The sequence below is a fragment of the Streptomyces sp. AC512_CC834 genome (genome assembly GCF_019049325.1).
GTDB lineage: Bacteria > Actinomycetota > Actinomycetes > Streptomycetales > Streptomycetaceae > Streptomyces.
Genome location: NZ_JAGMUO010000024.1, coordinates 12,474 through 29,166, shown reverse-complemented (window position 1 = coordinate 29,166; position 16,693 = coordinate 12,474). Strand labels below are relative to the sequence as shown.

At 67.7% G+C, this 16,693-nt stretch carries 16 protein-coding genes; 4 read left to right on the top strand and 12 right to left on the bottom strand.

The annotated features are described in order from the left end of the window. Window positions 1-101 precede the first annotated feature (101 nt). Together KUM40_RS09085 and KUM40_RS09080 are read left to right on the top strand one after the other, a co-directional pair. A complete protein-coding gene (locus tag KUM40_RS09085) occupies window positions 102-656 on the top strand; it encodes a peroxiredoxin (protein WP_217164834.1) in 555 nt (184 codons plus the stop codon). Window positions 657-662: 6 nt separating this feature from the next. Then, entirely contained in the window at window positions 663-1,199 is a 537-nt protein-coding gene (locus KUM40_RS09080; protein ID WP_217164832.1) for an alkyl hydroperoxide reductase, read from the top strand. Window positions 1,200-1,263: 64 nt separating this feature from the next. Here the strand turns inward: KUM40_RS09080 and KUM40_RS09075 are convergent, their stop codons facing one another. The 3 genes from KUM40_RS09075 to KUM40_RS09065 form a co-directional block, all read right to left on the bottom strand. Continuing rightward, window positions 1,264-2,760, bottom strand: coding sequence for an AI-2E family transporter (locus KUM40_RS09075; RefSeq protein ID WP_254394821.1), 1,497 nt, complete (start codon window positions 2,758-2,760; stop codon window positions 1,264-1,266). Window positions 2,761-2,899: 139 nt separating this feature from the next. After that, the gene (locus tag KUM40_RS09070; protein ID WP_217164830.1) at window positions 2,900-3,607 is read right to left on the bottom strand and encodes a transglycosylase SLT domain-containing protein; all 708 of its coding nucleotides are present in this window, start codon (window positions 3,605-3,607) and stop codon (window positions 2,900-2,902) included. Between the two features lie 439 nt (window positions 3,608-4,046). Beyond that, window positions 4,047-5,372 (bottom strand): PhoH family protein, encoded by a 1,326-nt coding sequence (locus KUM40_RS09065; RefSeq protein WP_217164828.1) that lies wholly within the window; start codon window positions 5,370-5,372, stop codon window positions 4,047-4,049. A gap of 964 nt (window positions 5,373-6,336) precedes the next feature. Between KUM40_RS09065 and KUM40_RS09060 the strand changes: the two genes are divergently transcribed. Further along, a complete protein-coding gene (locus KUM40_RS09060) occupies window positions 6,337-7,569 on the top strand; it encodes a winged helix DNA-binding domain-containing protein (RefSeq protein ID WP_217164826.1) in 1,233 nt (410 codons plus the stop codon). A 49-nt stretch (window positions 7,570-7,618) separates the two neighbouring features. Here KUM40_RS09060 and KUM40_RS09055 read toward each other — a convergent pair whose 3' ends face one another. The 6 genes from KUM40_RS09055 to KUM40_RS09030 all read right to left on the bottom strand — a co-directional run bounded on the left by KUM40_RS09055 (window position 7,619) and on the right by KUM40_RS09030 (window position 12,973). Continuing rightward, window positions 7,619-8,428 carry a class I SAM-dependent methyltransferase gene (locus tag KUM40_RS09055; RefSeq protein WP_217164824.1) on the bottom strand — a complete coding sequence of 270 codons (810 nt, stop codon included), beginning with the start codon at window positions 8,426-8,428 and terminating at the stop codon, window positions 7,619-7,621. 121 nt (window positions 8,429-8,549) lie between these two features. Next, a complete protein-coding gene (locus KUM40_RS09050; RefSeq protein ID WP_217164822.1) occupies window positions 8,550-9,425 on the bottom strand; it encodes an LLM class flavin-dependent oxidoreductase in 876 nt (291 codons plus the stop codon). Window positions 9,426-9,562: 137 nt separating this feature from the next. Further along, the gene (locus tag KUM40_RS09045) at window positions 9,563-10,600 is read right to left on the bottom strand and encodes a hypothetical protein (RefSeq protein ID WP_217164820.1); all 1,038 of its coding nucleotides are present in this window, start codon (window positions 10,598-10,600) and stop codon (window positions 9,563-9,565) included. Continuing rightward, a complete protein-coding gene (locus tag KUM40_RS09040) occupies window positions 10,588-11,253 on the bottom strand; it encodes a hypothetical protein (protein ID WP_217164818.1) in 666 nt (221 codons plus the stop codon). Before KUM40_RS09040 ends, KUM40_RS09045 begins: the two co-directional genes overlap by 13 nt. 334 nt (window positions 11,254-11,587) lie before the next feature. Then, window positions 11,588-12,100, bottom strand: a complete 513-nt coding sequence (locus KUM40_RS09035) for a hypothetical protein (protein WP_217164816.1) — start codon at window positions 12,098-12,100, stop codon at window positions 11,588-11,590. A gap of 210 nt (window positions 12,101-12,310) precedes the next feature. Further along, window positions 12,311-12,973 carry a hypothetical protein gene (locus KUM40_RS09030; RefSeq protein ID WP_217164814.1) on the bottom strand — a complete coding sequence of 221 codons (663 nt, stop codon included), beginning with the start codon at window positions 12,971-12,973 and terminating at the stop codon, window positions 12,311-12,313. Between the two features lie 320 nt (window positions 12,974-13,293). On the opposite strand from KUM40_RS09030, the gene KUM40_RS09025 reads away from it, so the two are divergent. Beyond that, entirely contained in the window at window positions 13,294-13,668 is a 375-nt protein-coding gene (locus KUM40_RS09025) for a DUF192 domain-containing protein (protein WP_217165119.1), read from the top strand. Window positions 13,669-13,764: 96 nt separating this feature from the next. Here the strand turns inward: KUM40_RS09025 and KUM40_RS09020 are convergent, their stop codons facing one another. Genes KUM40_RS09020 through KUM40_RS09010 form a run of 3 tightly spaced genes read right to left on the bottom strand, consistent with a single transcriptional unit; the run spans window position 13,765 to window position 16,691 of the window. Next, window positions 13,765-14,667, bottom strand: a complete 903-nt coding sequence (locus KUM40_RS09020) for a hypothetical protein (protein ID WP_254394819.1) — start codon at window positions 14,665-14,667, stop codon at window positions 13,765-13,767. Window positions 14,668-14,670: 3 nt separating this feature from the next. After that, a complete protein-coding gene (locus KUM40_RS09015; protein ID WP_217164812.1) occupies window positions 14,671-15,387 on the bottom strand; it encodes a hypothetical protein in 717 nt (238 codons plus the stop codon). Continuing rightward, entirely contained in the window at window positions 15,387-16,691 is a 1,305-nt protein-coding gene (locus tag KUM40_RS09010) for a putative T7SS-secreted protein (protein ID WP_217164810.1), read from the bottom strand. The genes KUM40_RS09015 and KUM40_RS09010 overlap by 1 nt, the downstream gene beginning before the upstream one ends. Window positions 16,692-16,693 lie beyond the last annotated feature (2 nt).

The window sequence follows — 16,693 nt, the reverse complement described above, 5'->3', positions numbered from 1 at the left end:
ATTTCACTAATCAATGCACCCTGTGCCAACATCATTAACGTCCAACCCGTGGGAAACGCTCGCAATCCGGGCGTTTCCTCGCTGCACTTTTTGGAGAGCGCGTGCTCACTGTCGGTGACAAGTTCCCCGAGTTCGATCTGACCGCCTGTGTCTCGCTGGAGAAGGGCGAGGAGTTCGAGCAGATCAACCACAAGACCTACGAGGGTCAGTGGAAGGTCGTCTTCGCGTGGCCCAAGGACTTCACCTTCGTGTGCCCGACCGAGATCGCCGCCTTCGGCAAGCTGAACGACGAGTTCGCCGACCGTGACGCCCAGGTCCTCGGCTTCTCCGGCGACTCCGAGTTCGTCCACCACGCCTGGCGCAAGGACCACCCGGACCTGACCGGCCTGCCGTTCCCGATGATGGCGGACTCCCGGCACGAGCTGATGCGCGACCTCGGCATCGAGGGCGAGGACGGCTTCGCCAAGCGCGCCGTGTTCATCGTGGACCAGAACAACGAGATCCAGTTCTCCATGGTGACCGCCGGCTCGGTCGGCCGTAACCCCAAGGAGGTCCTGCGGGTCCTCGACGCCCTGCAGACCGACGAGCTCTGCCCGTGCAACTGGAGCAAGGGCGACGAGACCCTTGACCCGGTCGCGCTGCTCTCCGGGGAGTGATCTGACATGTCTCTCGACTCCCTGAAGTCCGCCGTACCGGACTACGCCAAGGACCTGAAGCTCAACCTGGGCTCGGTCATCGGCAACTCCGACCTCCCGGCGCAGCAGCTCTGGGGCACCGTGCTGGCGACCGCCATCGCCTCCCGCTCCCCCATCGTGCTGCGCGAACTGGAGCCGGAGGCGAAGGCCAACCTCACGCCCGAGGCGTACAAGGCCGCCAAGTCGGCCGCCGCCGTCATGGCGATGAACAACGTCTTCTACCGCACCCGGCACCTGCTGTCGGACCACGAGTACGGCACTCTGCGCGCCGGCCTGCGGATGAACGTCATCGGCAACCCGGGCGTCGACAAGGTCGACTTCGAGCTGTGGTCCTTCGCGGTGTCCGCCATCAACGGCTGCGGCATGTGCCTGGACTCGCACGAGCAGGTGCTCCGCAAGGCCGGTGTCGACCGCGAGACGATCCAGGAGGCGTTCAAGATCGCCGCCGTGGTCGAGGCCGTCGGCGTCACGCTGGACGCCGAGGCGGTCCTGGCCGCCGAGTAGGCACTCCCGTTCGCACGACGCGAAGGGCCCGCTCACCGAGAGGTGGGCGGGCCCTTCGCGTTCGTCACGCCGGGGAGGTGTCCGACGGTGGATCGCCCTCCGGCGACGCCGACGACTTGGACAGCTTGGGCGACTTGGGCGACTCGGGCGGCTCGGGCGGCTCGGGCGGCTCGGGCGGCGGATCGATCGCCGGTGAGGCGTCCGTGGAGGTGGCGCCGTGCGGCTTCGGCGTATGCCGTACGGCGGCCTCGCGGGAGTACGCCCGCAGATAGCCCACGACGGTGTTGGTCACCGCCACCAGCGGTACGGCGACCACCGCGCCGCCGATGCCGGCCACCAGGCCGCCCGCGGCCACCGACAGCACCACCGCCAGCGGATGTACCCGCACCGCGCGCCCCAGGATGAACGGCTGCAGGATGTGCCCCTCGATCTGCTGCACCACCAGCACCACCACGAGCGTCATGACCGCCGCGAACATGCCCTGCGTCACCAGTGCCACGACGACCGCGAGCGCGCCCGACATCACGGCGCCGACGAGCGGGATGAAGGCGAACAGGAAGATGAACACGGCCAGCGGGACGGCCATCGGCACGTCCAGGAAGTAGATGCCGAGGCCGATGAAGATGGCGTCGATCAGCGCGACTATCACCGTGCCGCGCACATAGGCGGTCAGCGTCCGCCACGCGCGGGGTCCCGCACCTGCCACGCCCGGCCGGGCGGCCGCCGGTACCAGCTTCAGCGACCACTGCCAGATGCGCTTGCCGTCGTAGAGCAGGAAGAGCGTGGAGAAGGCGGCCAGCAGGATGCCGGTGAGCGCCTCGACGACGACCGTGACGCCCTCGAGCCCGGCCGACGTGATCTGGTCGGTGTTGGCGCCGACCGCGTCGCGCAGGTTCTTGGCGATCTCGTTGATCTGCTTGTCGGTGACGTGGAAGGGGCTGTTGAGCAGCCAGTTGCGCAACTCGTCGATGCCGTCCTGGACCTGGTCGGAGAGGTTGTCGATGTTCTCCATGACCTGCCAGGTGACGAACCAGCCGATCAGCCCCATCACCACGAACCCGAGGATCGCGGTCAGGGCGGTGGCAGGACCCCGCGGCACCCCGTGCCGGCGCAGCCAGGCCACGGTCGGCTGGAGCAGCGCCGTGATCAGCAGCGCGGCCACGAACGCCAGCACCACCAGTTGTACGGCGCTGATGACCCGCATCAGCACCCACACGGTGCCCGCGAGCACCAGCAGCCGCCACCCGGCCTCCGCGGCGACCCGTACTCCCCAGGGCACGGCCTGTGCCGGGTCGGCGGGGGAGTGCGAGGAATATGAGGAGTGTTCAGGTGCCGCGTCCTCCGGGGACGACGACACACGGCCGGAGTGGCCGGAGTCGTCGGAGCGACCGGAGCGGCCGGAGTGGTTGGAGCGGTCGGAGTGGTTGGAGTGGTTGGAGGCCGGCGTCGGTCCGGCGTCGGCGTCGTCCCGCCGCGCCGCCTCGCGACGCTGGTCCAACCGCTCGCTCATCTGCGTCAGTCCGGCGCCGAGCCGGCCGAGCCACCCTGGCACTCGCGACATGATCCGTCCTCTTCCCCCGTATTTCCCCACCACTCCCCCCGGAGTCGTTTCGGGTCCGACCGTACATGGCAGGAGCGCGAAAGCCCCTCACCGTAAGGACGGTGAGGGGCTGTGCGGGGTTGAGCGCGGGGCGCCGGATTCAGTAGCTGCCGTTCGCCTGCCAGTACGCCCAGGCGTCACACGGGCTGCCGTAGCGCTCGTTCATGTAGTTGACGCCCCATTTGATCTGGGTGGCCGGGTTGGTCCGCCAGTCGGCGCCCGCGGACGACATCTTGCCGGCGGGCAGCGCCTGGACGAGTCCGTACGCACCCGAGGAGGGGTTGACCGCCTGGTAGTTCCACGTGGACTCGTGGTCCACGATGTTGCTGAAGCACTGGAACTGCCCGCTCGGCACGATCTGCCGGGCGATGGCCTGCACCTCGGACACGGAGTACGAGCTCTGGACCGGGATGTCGGAGGCGTCGCGGCTCGCGCTGCGGCTGGCGGCCTGCTCGAGCTTCTCCCGCTCCTCGGCCTCCTTCTTCGCCTTGGCCTCCTTCTCGGCGGCCTCCTTCTTGGCGATCGCGGACTCGGCGGCTGCCTTGCGGGCCGACTCCTCGGCATCCTTCTTGGCGGTGGCGTCCGCGGCGATGGCCTGCACGTCGGCCTGCTGCGTCAGGGACGCGGTCTGCACCTGCGCCTGCTCACCCATGGGGATGTCGGCAAGCAGCGTCGTGCCTGCTGCCGTCGCCTCCGCGTCGTCGTTGTTCTGCGCGACGCTGCCCGAGGCAACTCCGACGACGCTTCCGACGGCGGTGACCGCCGTGGCCGAGGCCACTGCGAATCCCCGGACCGAGATCCGGCTCACACGGTTTCCTTCCAGCATCGCCCGCTTCGGTGACCCTCGCGGACGCAATCGTGCCCCTGGCGCTGGCCTCCCCAACTAACGGGTCACGGGAGACACGGGCCCGGTGGACAACTCCCCGACGGGGAGCGCCGCGTGGTGCTCGGGCGGCATACGACTCGGCTATGGAGTTGGCTCTGGTGCTTCTGTGGTGCCGTACCGCTGGGGGTACAGGTGTGTCGTATGCGGGGCCTGACAGGACTGAGACTCTGCCGTAACCCTGCGGGGTGAGGCAATTCTGTGTTGCGTGTGAAAGCTCACATCCCGTTTGGCCCAGGGGATTCACGGAAACCCGCACACGCCGAGGCGCCGCCCGGCTAGGCTCTTGGCCTTTCCGGACGGCGCCGACTGCCGGGTAACCGACCCTTGCCGGGTCGGAGTTCTCGGACGGGTCAGAGACGGGTCAGATGTGGCCGTCCTCCAGCATTTCGGTCACCAGGGCCGCGATCTGGGACCTCTCGGAGCGCGTCAGGGTGACGTGCGCGAAGAGCGGATGCCCCTTCAGCTTCTCGATGACGGCGACGACTCCGTCGTACCGACCCACCCGCAGATTGTCCCGCTGTGCCACGTCATGGGTGAGTACGACCCGTGAATTGGCCCCGATCCGGGACAGCACGGTCAGCAGGACGTTCCGCTCGAGCGACTGGGCCTCGTCCACGATCACGAACGCGTCGTGCAGCGAGCGGCCGCGGATGTGGGTGAGCGGGAGGACCTCCAGCATGCCGCGGGCGGTGACCTCCTCGATGACCTCCCGGCTGGTGACCGCCGACAGGGTGTCGAAGACCGCCTGTGCCCAGGGGCTCATCTTCTCCGCCTCGGAGCCCGGCAGATAGCCCAGCTCCTGCCCGCCCACGGCGTACAGCGGCCGGAAGACCATCACCTTCTGGTGCTGCCGGCGTTCCAGCACGGCCTCCAGCCCCGCGCACAGCGCCAGCGCCGACTTGCCGGTGCCTGCCCGGCCGCCCATCGACACGATGCCGACGTCCGGGTCGAGGAGCAGGTCGAGCGCGATCCGCTGCTCGGCGCTGCGGCCCTTGATGCCGAACGCCTCCCGGTCGCCGCGCACCAGGCGGACGTTGCCGTCGGGCGTGACCCGGCCGAGGGCCTTGCCGCGCTCCGACTGGATGGTCAGACCGGTGTGCACCGGCAGGTCGGCGGCCTCGGGGACGTAGATCCGGCTCTCCTCGAAGAGCACGTCCACCTGCTCACCCGGCAGGGTGAGTTCGGACATTCCGGTCCAGCCGGAGGCGTCCGTGATGGCCAGCTCGGCGCGGTACTCCTCGGCGAGGAGACCGACGGAGGACGCCTTGATCCGGAGCGGGAGGTCCTTCGAGACGACGGTGACGTCGAATCCCTCCGCCTGCAGATTGCGGGCGACCGCGAGGATGCGGGAGTCGTTGTCCCCCAGGCGGTAGCCGCTGGGCAGCACGCTGGGGTCCGAGTGGTTGAGCTCGACCCGGACGGTGCCGCCGAGATCCCCGATCGGAATGGGGGCGTCGAGGCGACCGTGCCGTACCCGGAACTCGTCGAGCAGGCGCAGGGCCTGCCGGGCGAAGTAGCCGAGTTCGGGATGGTGCCGTTTGGCCTCCAGCTCCGTCACCACGACGATCGGGAGCACGACTTCGTGCTCGTCGAAGCGGTTCAGAGCGTTCGGGTCGGCCAGCAGGACGCTGGTGTCGAGAACGTAGGTGCGCCTATCGGGCTTGTGGCGCTTTGTGCTGGTCACCACGGAAGGACGTACCCCCTCGGAAGAGGTCGGGGAGCGACGGAGTGGACGCTGGGCCGGGAGGGCGGGAACGAGCCGACCGCTCTGAGGCCTGCCGGACGGGAACAGTCAGACAAGTCCTCGGGGCCGCCCTGCACTGGCGCGGACCGCGGACCGGTCCTCCGCCGCGTCTTCCGTGCCGTGACCGCACGGTGGGGCTGGTGCAAAGGGCCTCCCGGGCGGACGGCTCCGTGCCGTCCGCTGAGATCCGACACCCGTGGTTCGGGCATCGACCTGCTTGCCTTATGCCCTGGAACAAGCGCCGCCATGCCACGACACAGGACGGCGCACCGGTGAACTCCTCGTTACGGGCGTACCGCCAGAAGCTGCGGCGCGGGAACGGAACCGGCGAGAGAGCCCGCGAGAGGCCCGCGGGTGGGCAGAAAAAACGGGCCGGTCCGTGGGGGGGGGGATACGGACCGGCCCGAGGGGGGGTTTCCACCATAACCCTTTGTAAGTGATGCCGTGTGCATCGGCGTGCCACAACTACTCTCCGAAGTCGCCCGGCGACGCCTGGATGACCACGGAAGCCCTTGTTCCGCCCTGAATCATGGCCAAATCACAGCGGATCCTTCGGCACGCCACCCGATTCACAGACGAGCCCGCACCCCCCATCCGGGTGACGCCGGCGACGCGCGCCCACTTGACTCGGCACCGCGCAGCCCCCTCCACTGCGCGGTGCCACACGCGCAGCTTTGCTCACGCGAATTACCTGGGTTCGAACTTACGCGACCAGGCGGGCTGGTTCGACCCGAAGAGGACAACGGTGAATAACGATGTGGACACCCTGTGAGGATTGGCGGGCGATTTCGCACCCTGCCATCACCCGCGTGAATATTTGCGAAGGTGCGCCACTTACGCCCGGAAGATCCCCACTCCGACGACGAATAGGACAGGATCTGACCTATCCACCTCCTAACGTCACCTCATGACAAGGACAACGGAGATCACTTGGGCGGCGGCGAGCGCACGACGCTTCGAACGACAGTTCCTGGCCATGTCCGCCCGAACGGGCACGCCCGTCGCCGACGTGGCCGCCACGATGCCCGGCGTCCACGCCCAGGTACTGTCGGCGGCCGAGCTGTCGGTCGGCCTGCGGGCCGACGGAGTGACCCGCGCGGACGTACGCAGCGCCCTGTGGCCGACCGCTTCGCCCGCAGCGCCCGCGTCACCGGCGACGCCTGCCGCACCGGCAGCTCCGCCGCCGCCCTCGCTGGTGAAGACGCACGGCCCGCGCGGGACGGTGCACCTGCTCCCGACCCCCGACCTGCCGATGTGGTGCGCCGCGCTGCCCGCGATCCCCACCGGTGCGTCCGCCTTCCCGGCCGACGTACGCCTCACCGGGGAACGGGCCGAGCAGGTCGTGTCGGCGATCGGCGACGCGCTCGAGGGCACGTTCCTGACCATCGACGAACTCGGCGAGGAGGTCGTCGCCCGCACCGGTCCCTGGGCCGGCGATCTGGTGATGCCCGCGTTCCAGACCATGTGGCCGCGCTGGCGCCAGGTACTGCACCGGGCCGGCCAGTGCGGCGCCCTCTCCTTCGGCCCGAACCGCGGCCGCAAGGTGACGTACACCCGCCCGCCCCACTTCACCCCGCTGCCGCCCGAGGAGGCGTCGCGACTCCTCGTACGCCGTTACCTGCACGCCTACGGACCCGCGACACCCCAGCACTTCGCCCGTTGGCTGGCCGCCCCACCCGGCTGGGCGCGGTCCCGCTACGCCGAGCTGGCCGCCGCGGGCGACATCGAGGAGGTCCGCTTCGAGGGCACGCCGGCGTGGGTGGTGGCCGGCGACACCGACTTCCCGGCCGGACAGGAACGGGACGAACTGACGCGGGGGGTGCGGTTGCTGCCGTACTTCGACGCGTACGTCATCGCCGCGCAGCCCCGGGAGCTGCTCTTCCCGGGGGCCGCCTACCAGCGGGCGCTGGCGGGCGGGCAGGCGGGCAACTTCCCCGTGCTGCTGGTGGACGGGGTCGTGGCGGGCGTCTGGCACCAGCGGCGCCGGGGCCGCCGTACGACCGTCACGGTCGAGCCGCTGGGACGCCTGACGGCACGGCAGGAACGGGAACTGGCGGCGTGTGCGGAACGGGTGGGGGACGTACTGGAGGCGGCGGCGGAGCTGGTGATCGGCGAGGTGACGGTGGGAGCGCACGCATGAGGAGGCGAACTCGAAGGTGCCACAGCCACCACGACGACCGCCACTACCGCTATGGCTTGGGATCCGGCTTGCGCACGTCGAAGAGATGACGGGAACTGTGGGCGACGAAGGGGCCGTCGGCCTCGATGCGCTCGTGCAGTGCGCGCAGCCGGTCCCGGTACGCCTCGACGGTGAAACCGGGGACCATCCACACCACCTTGCGCAGAAAATGGACGACGGCGCCGACGTCGAGGAACTCCATCCGCAGCCGCTCCGCCCGCACGTCCACGACCTCGAGCCCCGCGGCTTCGGCGTCGGCACGCTCACGCTCGGGATGCCGGTGGTGGCGACTGGATTCCGGCAGCGGCCCGAGGAAGTACTCGATGAGCTCGAAGACACTGGCCGGCCCGACGTGCTGGGCGAAGTACGTGCCCCCGGGCGCGAGCACGCGGGCGACGTCGTCCCAGTGCGGCTCGACCGGATGTCGGCTCACGACCAGGTCGAAGGCGCCGTCCGCGAAGGGAAGCGGCGCGTCGTCGGCCGAGGCGACCACCGGCACACCGCGCCGGCACAGCAGCCGGGTGGCCTTGGCGACGTTGGGCGCCCAGCCCTCGGTGGCGACGACGAGAGGGGGCCGCTGAGGGCCGACGGTTTCGAGGGCGAAGTCCAGCACCTCCCCTCCCCCGGTCTGCACGTCCAGTACGGCCGCGGCCTCGGCCAGCCGCCCCGCCATGGACCGCGCGTACCCCCACGACGGCCGCGCCTCGGTGGCCCGCCCCTCGAACCAGGAGAAGTCCCACCCCTCGGTGGGCACGGAGGCGCCTTCGTCCACGAGCTCGTCGAAGGAACGCGGGTTGGGGGTGGCGTGGGGCTGCGCCATGGGGACGGATCCGATCCAACGAAATGAAAGACGAACGAACCAAGAGACGTGATCGCCAGGACCGACCCGGACCGGACCGGACCTGGTGGCCAAGCAGAGCCGCCCCTGGGTCGAACTCGAACTAGACCCCCACCAGGGGCCGGACCTGCTCGGCGGCGAACCGCACGAACCGCTCCGGATCGGGCTCGTCACCGGTCGGCTGGAGAATCACCGTGTCGGCCCCGGCGTCGGCCAACCGCTGCACGGCCTCGGCAACGGCACCCGCGTCCCCTGCGACCCCGAGATCGGGCACGGCCTCGACGCCTTCGGCGACCAGTTCGGCCCGCAGGCGTTCACGGGCGCCTGCCCCGGTGGCGGCAAGGAGATACACGACGACCTTGTGCGCCCCCGTCCGCCCGGCCGCCGCGCGCCCTTCGTCGATGAGCCGCCGGGCTTGGCGCACACCGTCGGGCGGAGTGTTCGCGGTGAGAACGGTCCCGTCGGCGGCCTCACCGGTCAGCCGCAGCGAACGGGGCCCGGTGGCACCGGCGAACACCTCGACGGCCTGCTCAGGCGGCCAGTCGAGCGCGACGCCGTCGAGCCGGACGTAGCGCCCCTCGGTCGTCACGCGCTCCCCACCCAGCAAGGCCCGCAGCGACACCAGATACTCCCGCAACAGCGTGACGGGCGACTCGACCCGCGCCCCGACCTGCCCCATCCAGTCCTGCACCCCATGCCCCACGCCGAGGACGGCACGGCCGGGGAACATCCGGTCCAGCGTGGCGGCCTCCATCGCGGTGAGGGCCACGTTCCGCAACGGCACGGGCAACAGCCCGACCCCGACCCGCACCCGCTCGGTCCACGCGAGGGCAGCGGCAGCGGTGGAGATCCCGCCTTCCCGGAAACAGTCCTCCCACAACCACAACTCCTCGAGCCTCACCTCATCGGCAACCCGAGCCACGGCACGCAACCGCTCGGGGGCAAGCTGAGGACGGAATACGGCACCGAGTCCAGTCATGCGCTCTTCCTACCCGCATCCCGGTCCGCCGGACAACACCATTACGAGGCCGCCCCACTGCGAATGAGCCTTGGTAGCTGCCGTCGAGAAGCTTGGTCGAGGGGATCAAATACGGCACGGCGGGCTGGTGACACCGATCAGCGGTTGACGGCCTGGATCTCCTGGACGACGACGTCCTGTTCTCCGCCGAAGTTCCCGTCGGGCAACGGCTGCTCGCCTGCGACGCCGGTACCGGTCCAGTGGATCTTCCAGGTGACCGTGGCCTTGAGCTGGTACGACCCGTCGCCCGACGAACGGAGGTACTTCACGCCGCAGGGCGGCGTCTCATCGGCCTTTCCCTTCGCGTAGGGCTCACCGATGCTCCCGTTCGCGAACTCGCACACCCCGGAGGCCGGATAGGTCTCGGCGTCCGCCGTACCGGGTTCGATTTTCACCGACACCGGCTCAGCCGTGGTGGTCGCCTCGACTCCCAGCAGCGGCACGGAAGCCGTCACCGACACGGGCTTGAACGTCGCCGCGTCGAGCCAGGCCCACGTCGGGAGGTTCACCTTCGTCGCGCCTGCGGGTGCCAGGTCCACCTCGGTGGTGGGTACGCGGATCTCGGCGTAGGCGAGCTGGGCGAGGACCTCCGGCGTGATCGCCTCCGGGATGTCCGCCGGCGGATCGTCACCGGTATCCACCCAGAAGGTCTCCTTCGTGCAGTCGAGCGCGCCCGGGTCGCCTTCCCGGCCGACGGCGACATAGGAGTCCCACCAGTAACCCTCGCCGGCCTTCTCCTTGTTGAAGTCCTTGTACGGGTGCCCGTTCACGTACTTGTCACGCTGCTCCGCATCCCACTCGTAGCCCGTCGACCCGGCCTCCCAGACAGGCTCCTTGACCTTCTGCAACTGCTCTGGGGTGTACTTCGGAGCGTAGTAGCAAGCGGGCGGCGTCCAGTTCGTCGCAGCAGCCACGGGGCCGACGGACTCCCCCGAGCCATTCCTGGAACGCTCGTAGACGACGGCACCGGCGGTCGCGGAGACGGCTTGGTTCTCCTTGCCTCCGTTCACCTGTGTCTCAGATCCCGTGCCTTCACCACCCGGCACGACATCGGCCCAAGCCGTCGACCCTGAGGCCAGTACCGTGACACCCGCCAACACGGCTGCGCACACCGACACTCTCACTACGGCTGGCATTGAGCCGCCCCCCTCGTAGAGATGATTTGCGATGTCTGCCAGACACCGTCGGCGTTTTTGTCGAGCCTGGTGTTGTACAGGACGTAGCTGTTCTTTGTGACAGGCGTCTTGGCGACCTTGCCGGTCTTCTTGTCCTTGCTGAAGCCCTTGCTCTCATCCGCGCAGAACGTGAGGACGGCAGAGGCCTTGTCCTTGAGCGTCACCTTCCGATCGAAGTACCGAACCTCACCGGTCACAGTGGCATTGGCCTGTTCGAACTGCCCGACCCACGACACGGCTGCTTCCAGGGCCTTACCCGTGTTGTAAAAGCCGAGCGCCTTGCTCTCGGGGTCCGTTCCGGCGATCGCGGCGTCTACGGCACGCATCCGTTCCGCGCTGTCGGCAAGTACAGCGTCCTTCACAGGGTCTCCCGTCTCAGCCCCCTCGAAGGTCAGTTCCAGGTCTGCCGGAAGCTCCACCTTGGGTCGGTCGGCTGCTCCAGTGGACGAGGGGGACGGGCTCGGCGAGGCCGACGGATCACTGCCCGTGTCCGCTCCCGCGATCTTGTCGTTGTCGCCGGAACTGTCGTCGTCGCTTCCGCACGCAGACATTGTCAGCGCCGCAGCGGCGGTCAGCGCGAGCGCTGCGAGCAGGGTGGGGCGGCGGCGATTCACTGTCGGCTCCTGGGTGGGACGAGGCTTCTCTTCAGCGAAGCAACGCTATCCAGCGGGGCCGAGGGACACCAGAGTGAGTCCTGTCTCCTTGCAGTGTCCCACGGCTTCAAATCAGCTGTACGTGTGACTTCTTGGGCCATAACGGTTGCACAACCCGAAGGCGGCAACCTCCGATCGCACGATCCACGGCTGCATCCCAGCTCGTTTCGCACCGGAAGCAGCAAAGAGGGACGGCGATCGCGAGGGTCCGGGCTGTCAAACGATCGGCTCTGTTCCATAGTCGGTGGTGACGGTCACGCCCGTCCCGCTGCGGCAGCGGCAGCGGCACGCGCGTCTACGACTGCCAAGGCGATTCATCGGTGGCCGGGGCGCCCTCCAACGGGAGGCGGTCGCGGTAGTACTCCGACTCCAGCCAGTCCTCCCTCACGAAGACCGGCCGCGACATCCGCACGCCACCTACCTCTTGTGAGCGCAGAAGAACCCCCAGATCGGTCAGGGCGAGGGAGTCATCGCGGGTGTACAACAGGCAACTCCCGTGCTCGGCGGCGTAGTCGAGAAGGAACCTGTGCGCCTGCTCGGGATCGCGGCCGACCAGTGCAAAGCCCGCCAGCATGACCTGCGGACCCGTGTCCGCATCCAGGACAATGCACGCCAACTTGCCTGCATCGTAGAACACCTTCACCCCTCCGGCGAAGTCTTCCTGCGTGTAGGGACCGCCCACCCGTTTCTGCGGCTCAGAGACCCGGAGCGCGCCGGCGACCTCGGCCGGGCTCATCCCGAACCGCAGTGGCCCCAGACCGGCGCCGGGCAGCAACTCCCAGTGCTGCCGTCCCTCGCTTGCGCTCACGTGATCCGCCCCCTGCAAGTGGCCACCCCCTTGTGGCCGGCATGGTGTGGGCGACCAGTGCCCAAAGTGCCAGCTGAACTGACCGAGCACCAGGCTGAAATGCCCGGCCGCATCGCATACTCGGCAAGATCGTGTTACGAGTTCTACGCCACCATTACCCCACGGACACTGGAACAAGCGTGACAACGGACGCACCCGTTGGATAGTTCCTCATGGCTGGCACTGCTTGTCCCCCCGGTGTGACGCGATGTCGGTCGTCTGCCAAACACCCTCAGCGTTCTTCGTGAGCTTTGTGTTGTAAAGGACGTAACTGTCCTCCGTCGTCGGCGTGCTCTCGACCTTTCCTGTCTTCTTGTCCTTGATGAATGACTTACTCTCATCTGAGCAGTAAGTGACGTACGCCTGCTCGCCTCCGGATAGATTCACCTTGTAGTCAAAGTACCGAGTCTCACCAACCCACGTATGCTTCTCGTTGATGTACCCCAGGGCATACGTGATGGAGTCACTCAGGGCCGACTCGGCGTTGTAGAAGCCGAGGGCCTTGGTGTCCGTGTTTCCCTCGAAGATCGCCTCATCAACGGAGTTGACACTCAGCGTACTGTCCGCGAGTGCCGCGTCCTTCGTTGCATTTCCAGTCTTCTCATACTCGAAAACGTTCTTCGCTTCAGAAGGGAACGTGATTTTGGGGCGGCCGTCGGTGTCCGACGCGCTGGGACTTCGGGCCGCCGACGTCACATTGCCCGTCTCGACGCCCGCGATCTTGTCACTGTTTTCAGCAGCGCTGTCGTCACCACTTCCGCACGCGGACAGCGTCAGGGCCGCAACGGCGGTCAGCGTGCGGGCTGCGAGCAGGGCGGGGCGGCTGCGATTCACTGTCGACTCCTGGGTGAAACGAGGCTTCTCTTCAGAGAAGCAACGCTATCCACCAGGGTCGATCGGCACCAGAGTGAGACCTGTCTCCCTGCGGTGTCCTATGGCTTCAAATCAGCCGTACGTGTGGCTTCTTGAGCCATGACGGTTGCATAACCCGAAGGCGGCAACCTCCCGTCGCACGATCCACGGCTCCGTCCCGGCTCGTTTCGCACCGGAAGCAGCAAAGAGGGACGGCGGACGCGAGGTGCCCTGGCACCATGTTGGATCTACTTCGGCACGGATACGTTCGACCGGACGGCGGCCTGCGGGAGGCCATCGGTATGGGACGGCGGCGCTGGAGGGACGGGGCGGGCACGTTGGTTGTGGAGGGGCGGGCCGGGAGTGGGAGCGTTCGGGTTCCGCTCGAGATCGCCGGCTCCTACCGTGCACGCGCCAAGGGGCTGCTGGGGCGCCACTCCGTCGACGGCGCGATGCTTCTGGCCCCCGCCAGCAGCGTGCACACCTTTCGGATGCGGATGCCAGTCGACGTCGCCTGCCTGGACCGGCGGCTCACGGTCATCGCCGTACGCGCCATGCGGCCGGGCAGGTTCGGGCTGCCCCGGACGCGCTCCCGGCACGTGTTGGAGGCGGAGGCCGGAGCGATGAGCGAGTGGGGAGTGCGGGTGGGGGCGCAGATCACGGTCGAGGAAGCGTAGAGGGTCGGAGCGACACCTATCGGGCCGCAGCCCGTATTTCGTCAGGCTGCTGCCGACGCGGACCCTGCCTGCCGTCCATGCTCGAGTTGCGCACTCCTATTCGTGCGGGACTTCCTCGATCACGGTCTCACCGAAGCGCCACGACCCGCGGTTGCCGACCGCCTCCGCCCGCAGGCCCATCTCCCAGGCGATTCGAGCAGCTCGCTGTTGCGATATGTCGGGGTAGCCCTCCGGGGGGACCTTGATGTAGCCGCGCCGATCGGCGGGGTAGGAACGCAGGGCCTCCCGGAGCTTTTCCTCTTGCTCCTGGGGTGTGGTGTGGTTGTGGGTGACGGTCTTGTACACCTTGCGCATGCGGGCTGACGGTTTGCCGTCGTCTCGCCGTTTCGCGGCGTCCGATCCTCGCCATGTCATCCACCCCACGGAGCCGAGTGCCGCTAGAGCAAGCGCCGCAGCACCTAGCAGTTCAGCCGTTACATCCACCTGCCCCGGAGTCTGGGGACGCAGTTCACCTTCCGGATCCTCGATCACCGTGAGCACCTGGCCGACGTTGTACAGATCAGACGTCGTTTCCATCTCGGGACCCGAGACCCTGGTGCCATCTTGTCGTTCAAGCGTGTAGTGGGAATGACGCCCCTTACGGCCCTGGGCCGGGTCGAGCCGTTCCTTCACGACCGTGGCCGTCACCTCCTCGCCACGCTGCTGAAGGGTGAGGTCACTACGCACCATTCCCATGACGTACACGGACATCGCGGAAGTGATGACGATGAACAGAGCCGCGTACAGACTCGATTCGGTGGCCCCCAACTTCTCGATGAGTACGACGAGAATCACGCCGTGCACAATCCACAGGGGGACCAGCAGGACAAGTCCCAAATCGTCCGCCAGTAGGAACATGCCCGCGACAACGGCGAGCACATAACAACAAGTGCCGATCACCAACGGTTTGCGGTAGCGCGTACGGCTCACCGACGCCCCGCCCTCCGCACTAGCGCTCATACTTCACTCTCCGTTCTTCCCGCTGCCCGGACTATCGGCCCTCGTAGGATTCCCCTCGTCCGGCGAGACCGATTTCATGATGCCGCTGAGCACGTCGAGATACTCTGCCCAGTGCCCGGTGTCCTCGGTCATGAACATGAAGATGGCGGACCCCGGGCCAGTCTGCAACGGCACACAGAACTGCACCTGCCGTACGGTGGCGAGTATGGGCTCATCCAGGCCGAAGAGAGCACCCGGGATCTGCAGTTCCTGATCCTTTATGCAGAGCGCTGCGATGCCGTACGGCAGCATGACCAGCCCGACCTCCGCATCCGGATACAAGTCGCGCCACTGAACGGCCGTACGCCTCGCGGCCCCCTGCCGGTCCTGGCTTTGTGGGCCGACGTCCGGCCTTTCGATGAACACGCAGAGCGTGCCCTGGGAAAGCTTGTCCCCGGGCATCCGCAGCAAGCAGCTCGAAACGTGTTCGGCGCCTGCCGCGATCAGCGTCTGCAGGAGGTACTCGCCCGAGACAACGAGGCTGAACTTCTGCTCTTGAGTTGCACTGGTGAAGAGTAGGTCGGCTGCGTCCGTCATCCTCAGCAGGCGAGGCTCAGGATCCTCGTCGAGATCGAACTGAATGAAACCGGGTGGCAGGTCGAACCACAGGTCAGGGGCCTCGGTGGAGGAGTCGGTCGTCGCGGACAGCGTCGTGCGGATCGGCGCGTCGGTGGGTTCCATCAGTCCGTCAGCTCCCAAGCGCCCAGGCCGATGGTGCTACCGACGGCGACCAAACCGCCGAACTTCCCACCGCCGGCGCCTGTGGCAATGTTACCTACGCCGGTCCCCCAAGTGGCGGCGTCGTACCGGCCGGTACTCGTCGCATAAACGTTGATCGCGGTCGGCGCCGTCCACGCAAGCTGCGCAGCGGCCTGTATGCCTTCGGTGGCGGTCAGGGCGGCACCGCGCGAGACCCCCAACTTGCTGGCAGCGGCCATCACAGGCTTGTCGATCACCATGGCTACCGGGTCGGCCTCCTTCGCCAGTCTCCTCGTCGCAGAAGCGGCTGTCTTGATGCCGGCCCGACTGCCCTTGGCAACACCCCCAGCCGCTCGTGCAGCTTTGTATCCGGCCTTGATCCCACCGACACCGGGCACCATGCCGAGCGCGTCGCCGCCCAGTGTGAGCCAGTTGCCGATGTTCTTTCCGGTGGGCGGGAAGAGCCCGTTCACGCCATAGGCCGCCGCATGAGCGAAGAACGCCACGGCACTCAGGCCAACCGCCAACGGGGCGAGCACCGGACAGAAGATGGCGACGACACCGATGACCGAGGCCGCGACGGTGATCCAGTCCGCGTGGCTCTTGATCCAGTCGCCGATGTCGGACAGGAGTTCGCCCACCTGACCGGGGAGATCGGCTATCGCCTCGCCGAGATCCGCGATGGCGTCGCCGAGCTTGTCCCACATGCCGGGTTCGTTCGGAGCGATGTCCATGGCGTTCTTCAGGCGATCGGCTATTTCCTTGCCGTACTCCCGGTAGTTGCCAGCCATGCGGCGGCCGCGACGGCGGAACTCCTCAAGTTCGAGTTCCTTGGAGTTCACCGTGCGATCGGCGTCCCGGACCCTCTCCTTGTGATCCTTGGTGTTCTCCTTGTCGCCGTCCGCGTCCTTGAGCTTGTCAGCCTTCGAGTGCGCCTTGCCCAACTGCTCATTGGCCTCTGCCGCCTGAGCCTCCAGACGTACGGCGTCCGCCTGCTTGGTCTCCATGTACGCCGCCCAGTCCTCCAGGACGGTGGCGGCGTCGCAGAACGAGTCACGTGCGTCATCCATACGAGGGCGGAACTCGTCGTCGAACTTCTCCCGGAAGACCTCTGCCGCCTTCCCCTTCCAGTCCCCCACACCGCTGCCGTGCAGGACCTCGGATATCTCGACGAGGGCCTTCGCCGTCCTGCGGACTGTCTTGGCCACGTCGTCGGCCATCGTTTGGTCGCCCGGGCAGGGCACGAATCCAAGGGCCGGGAAGCTCTCCAGTCTCGTCGCGGTCATGG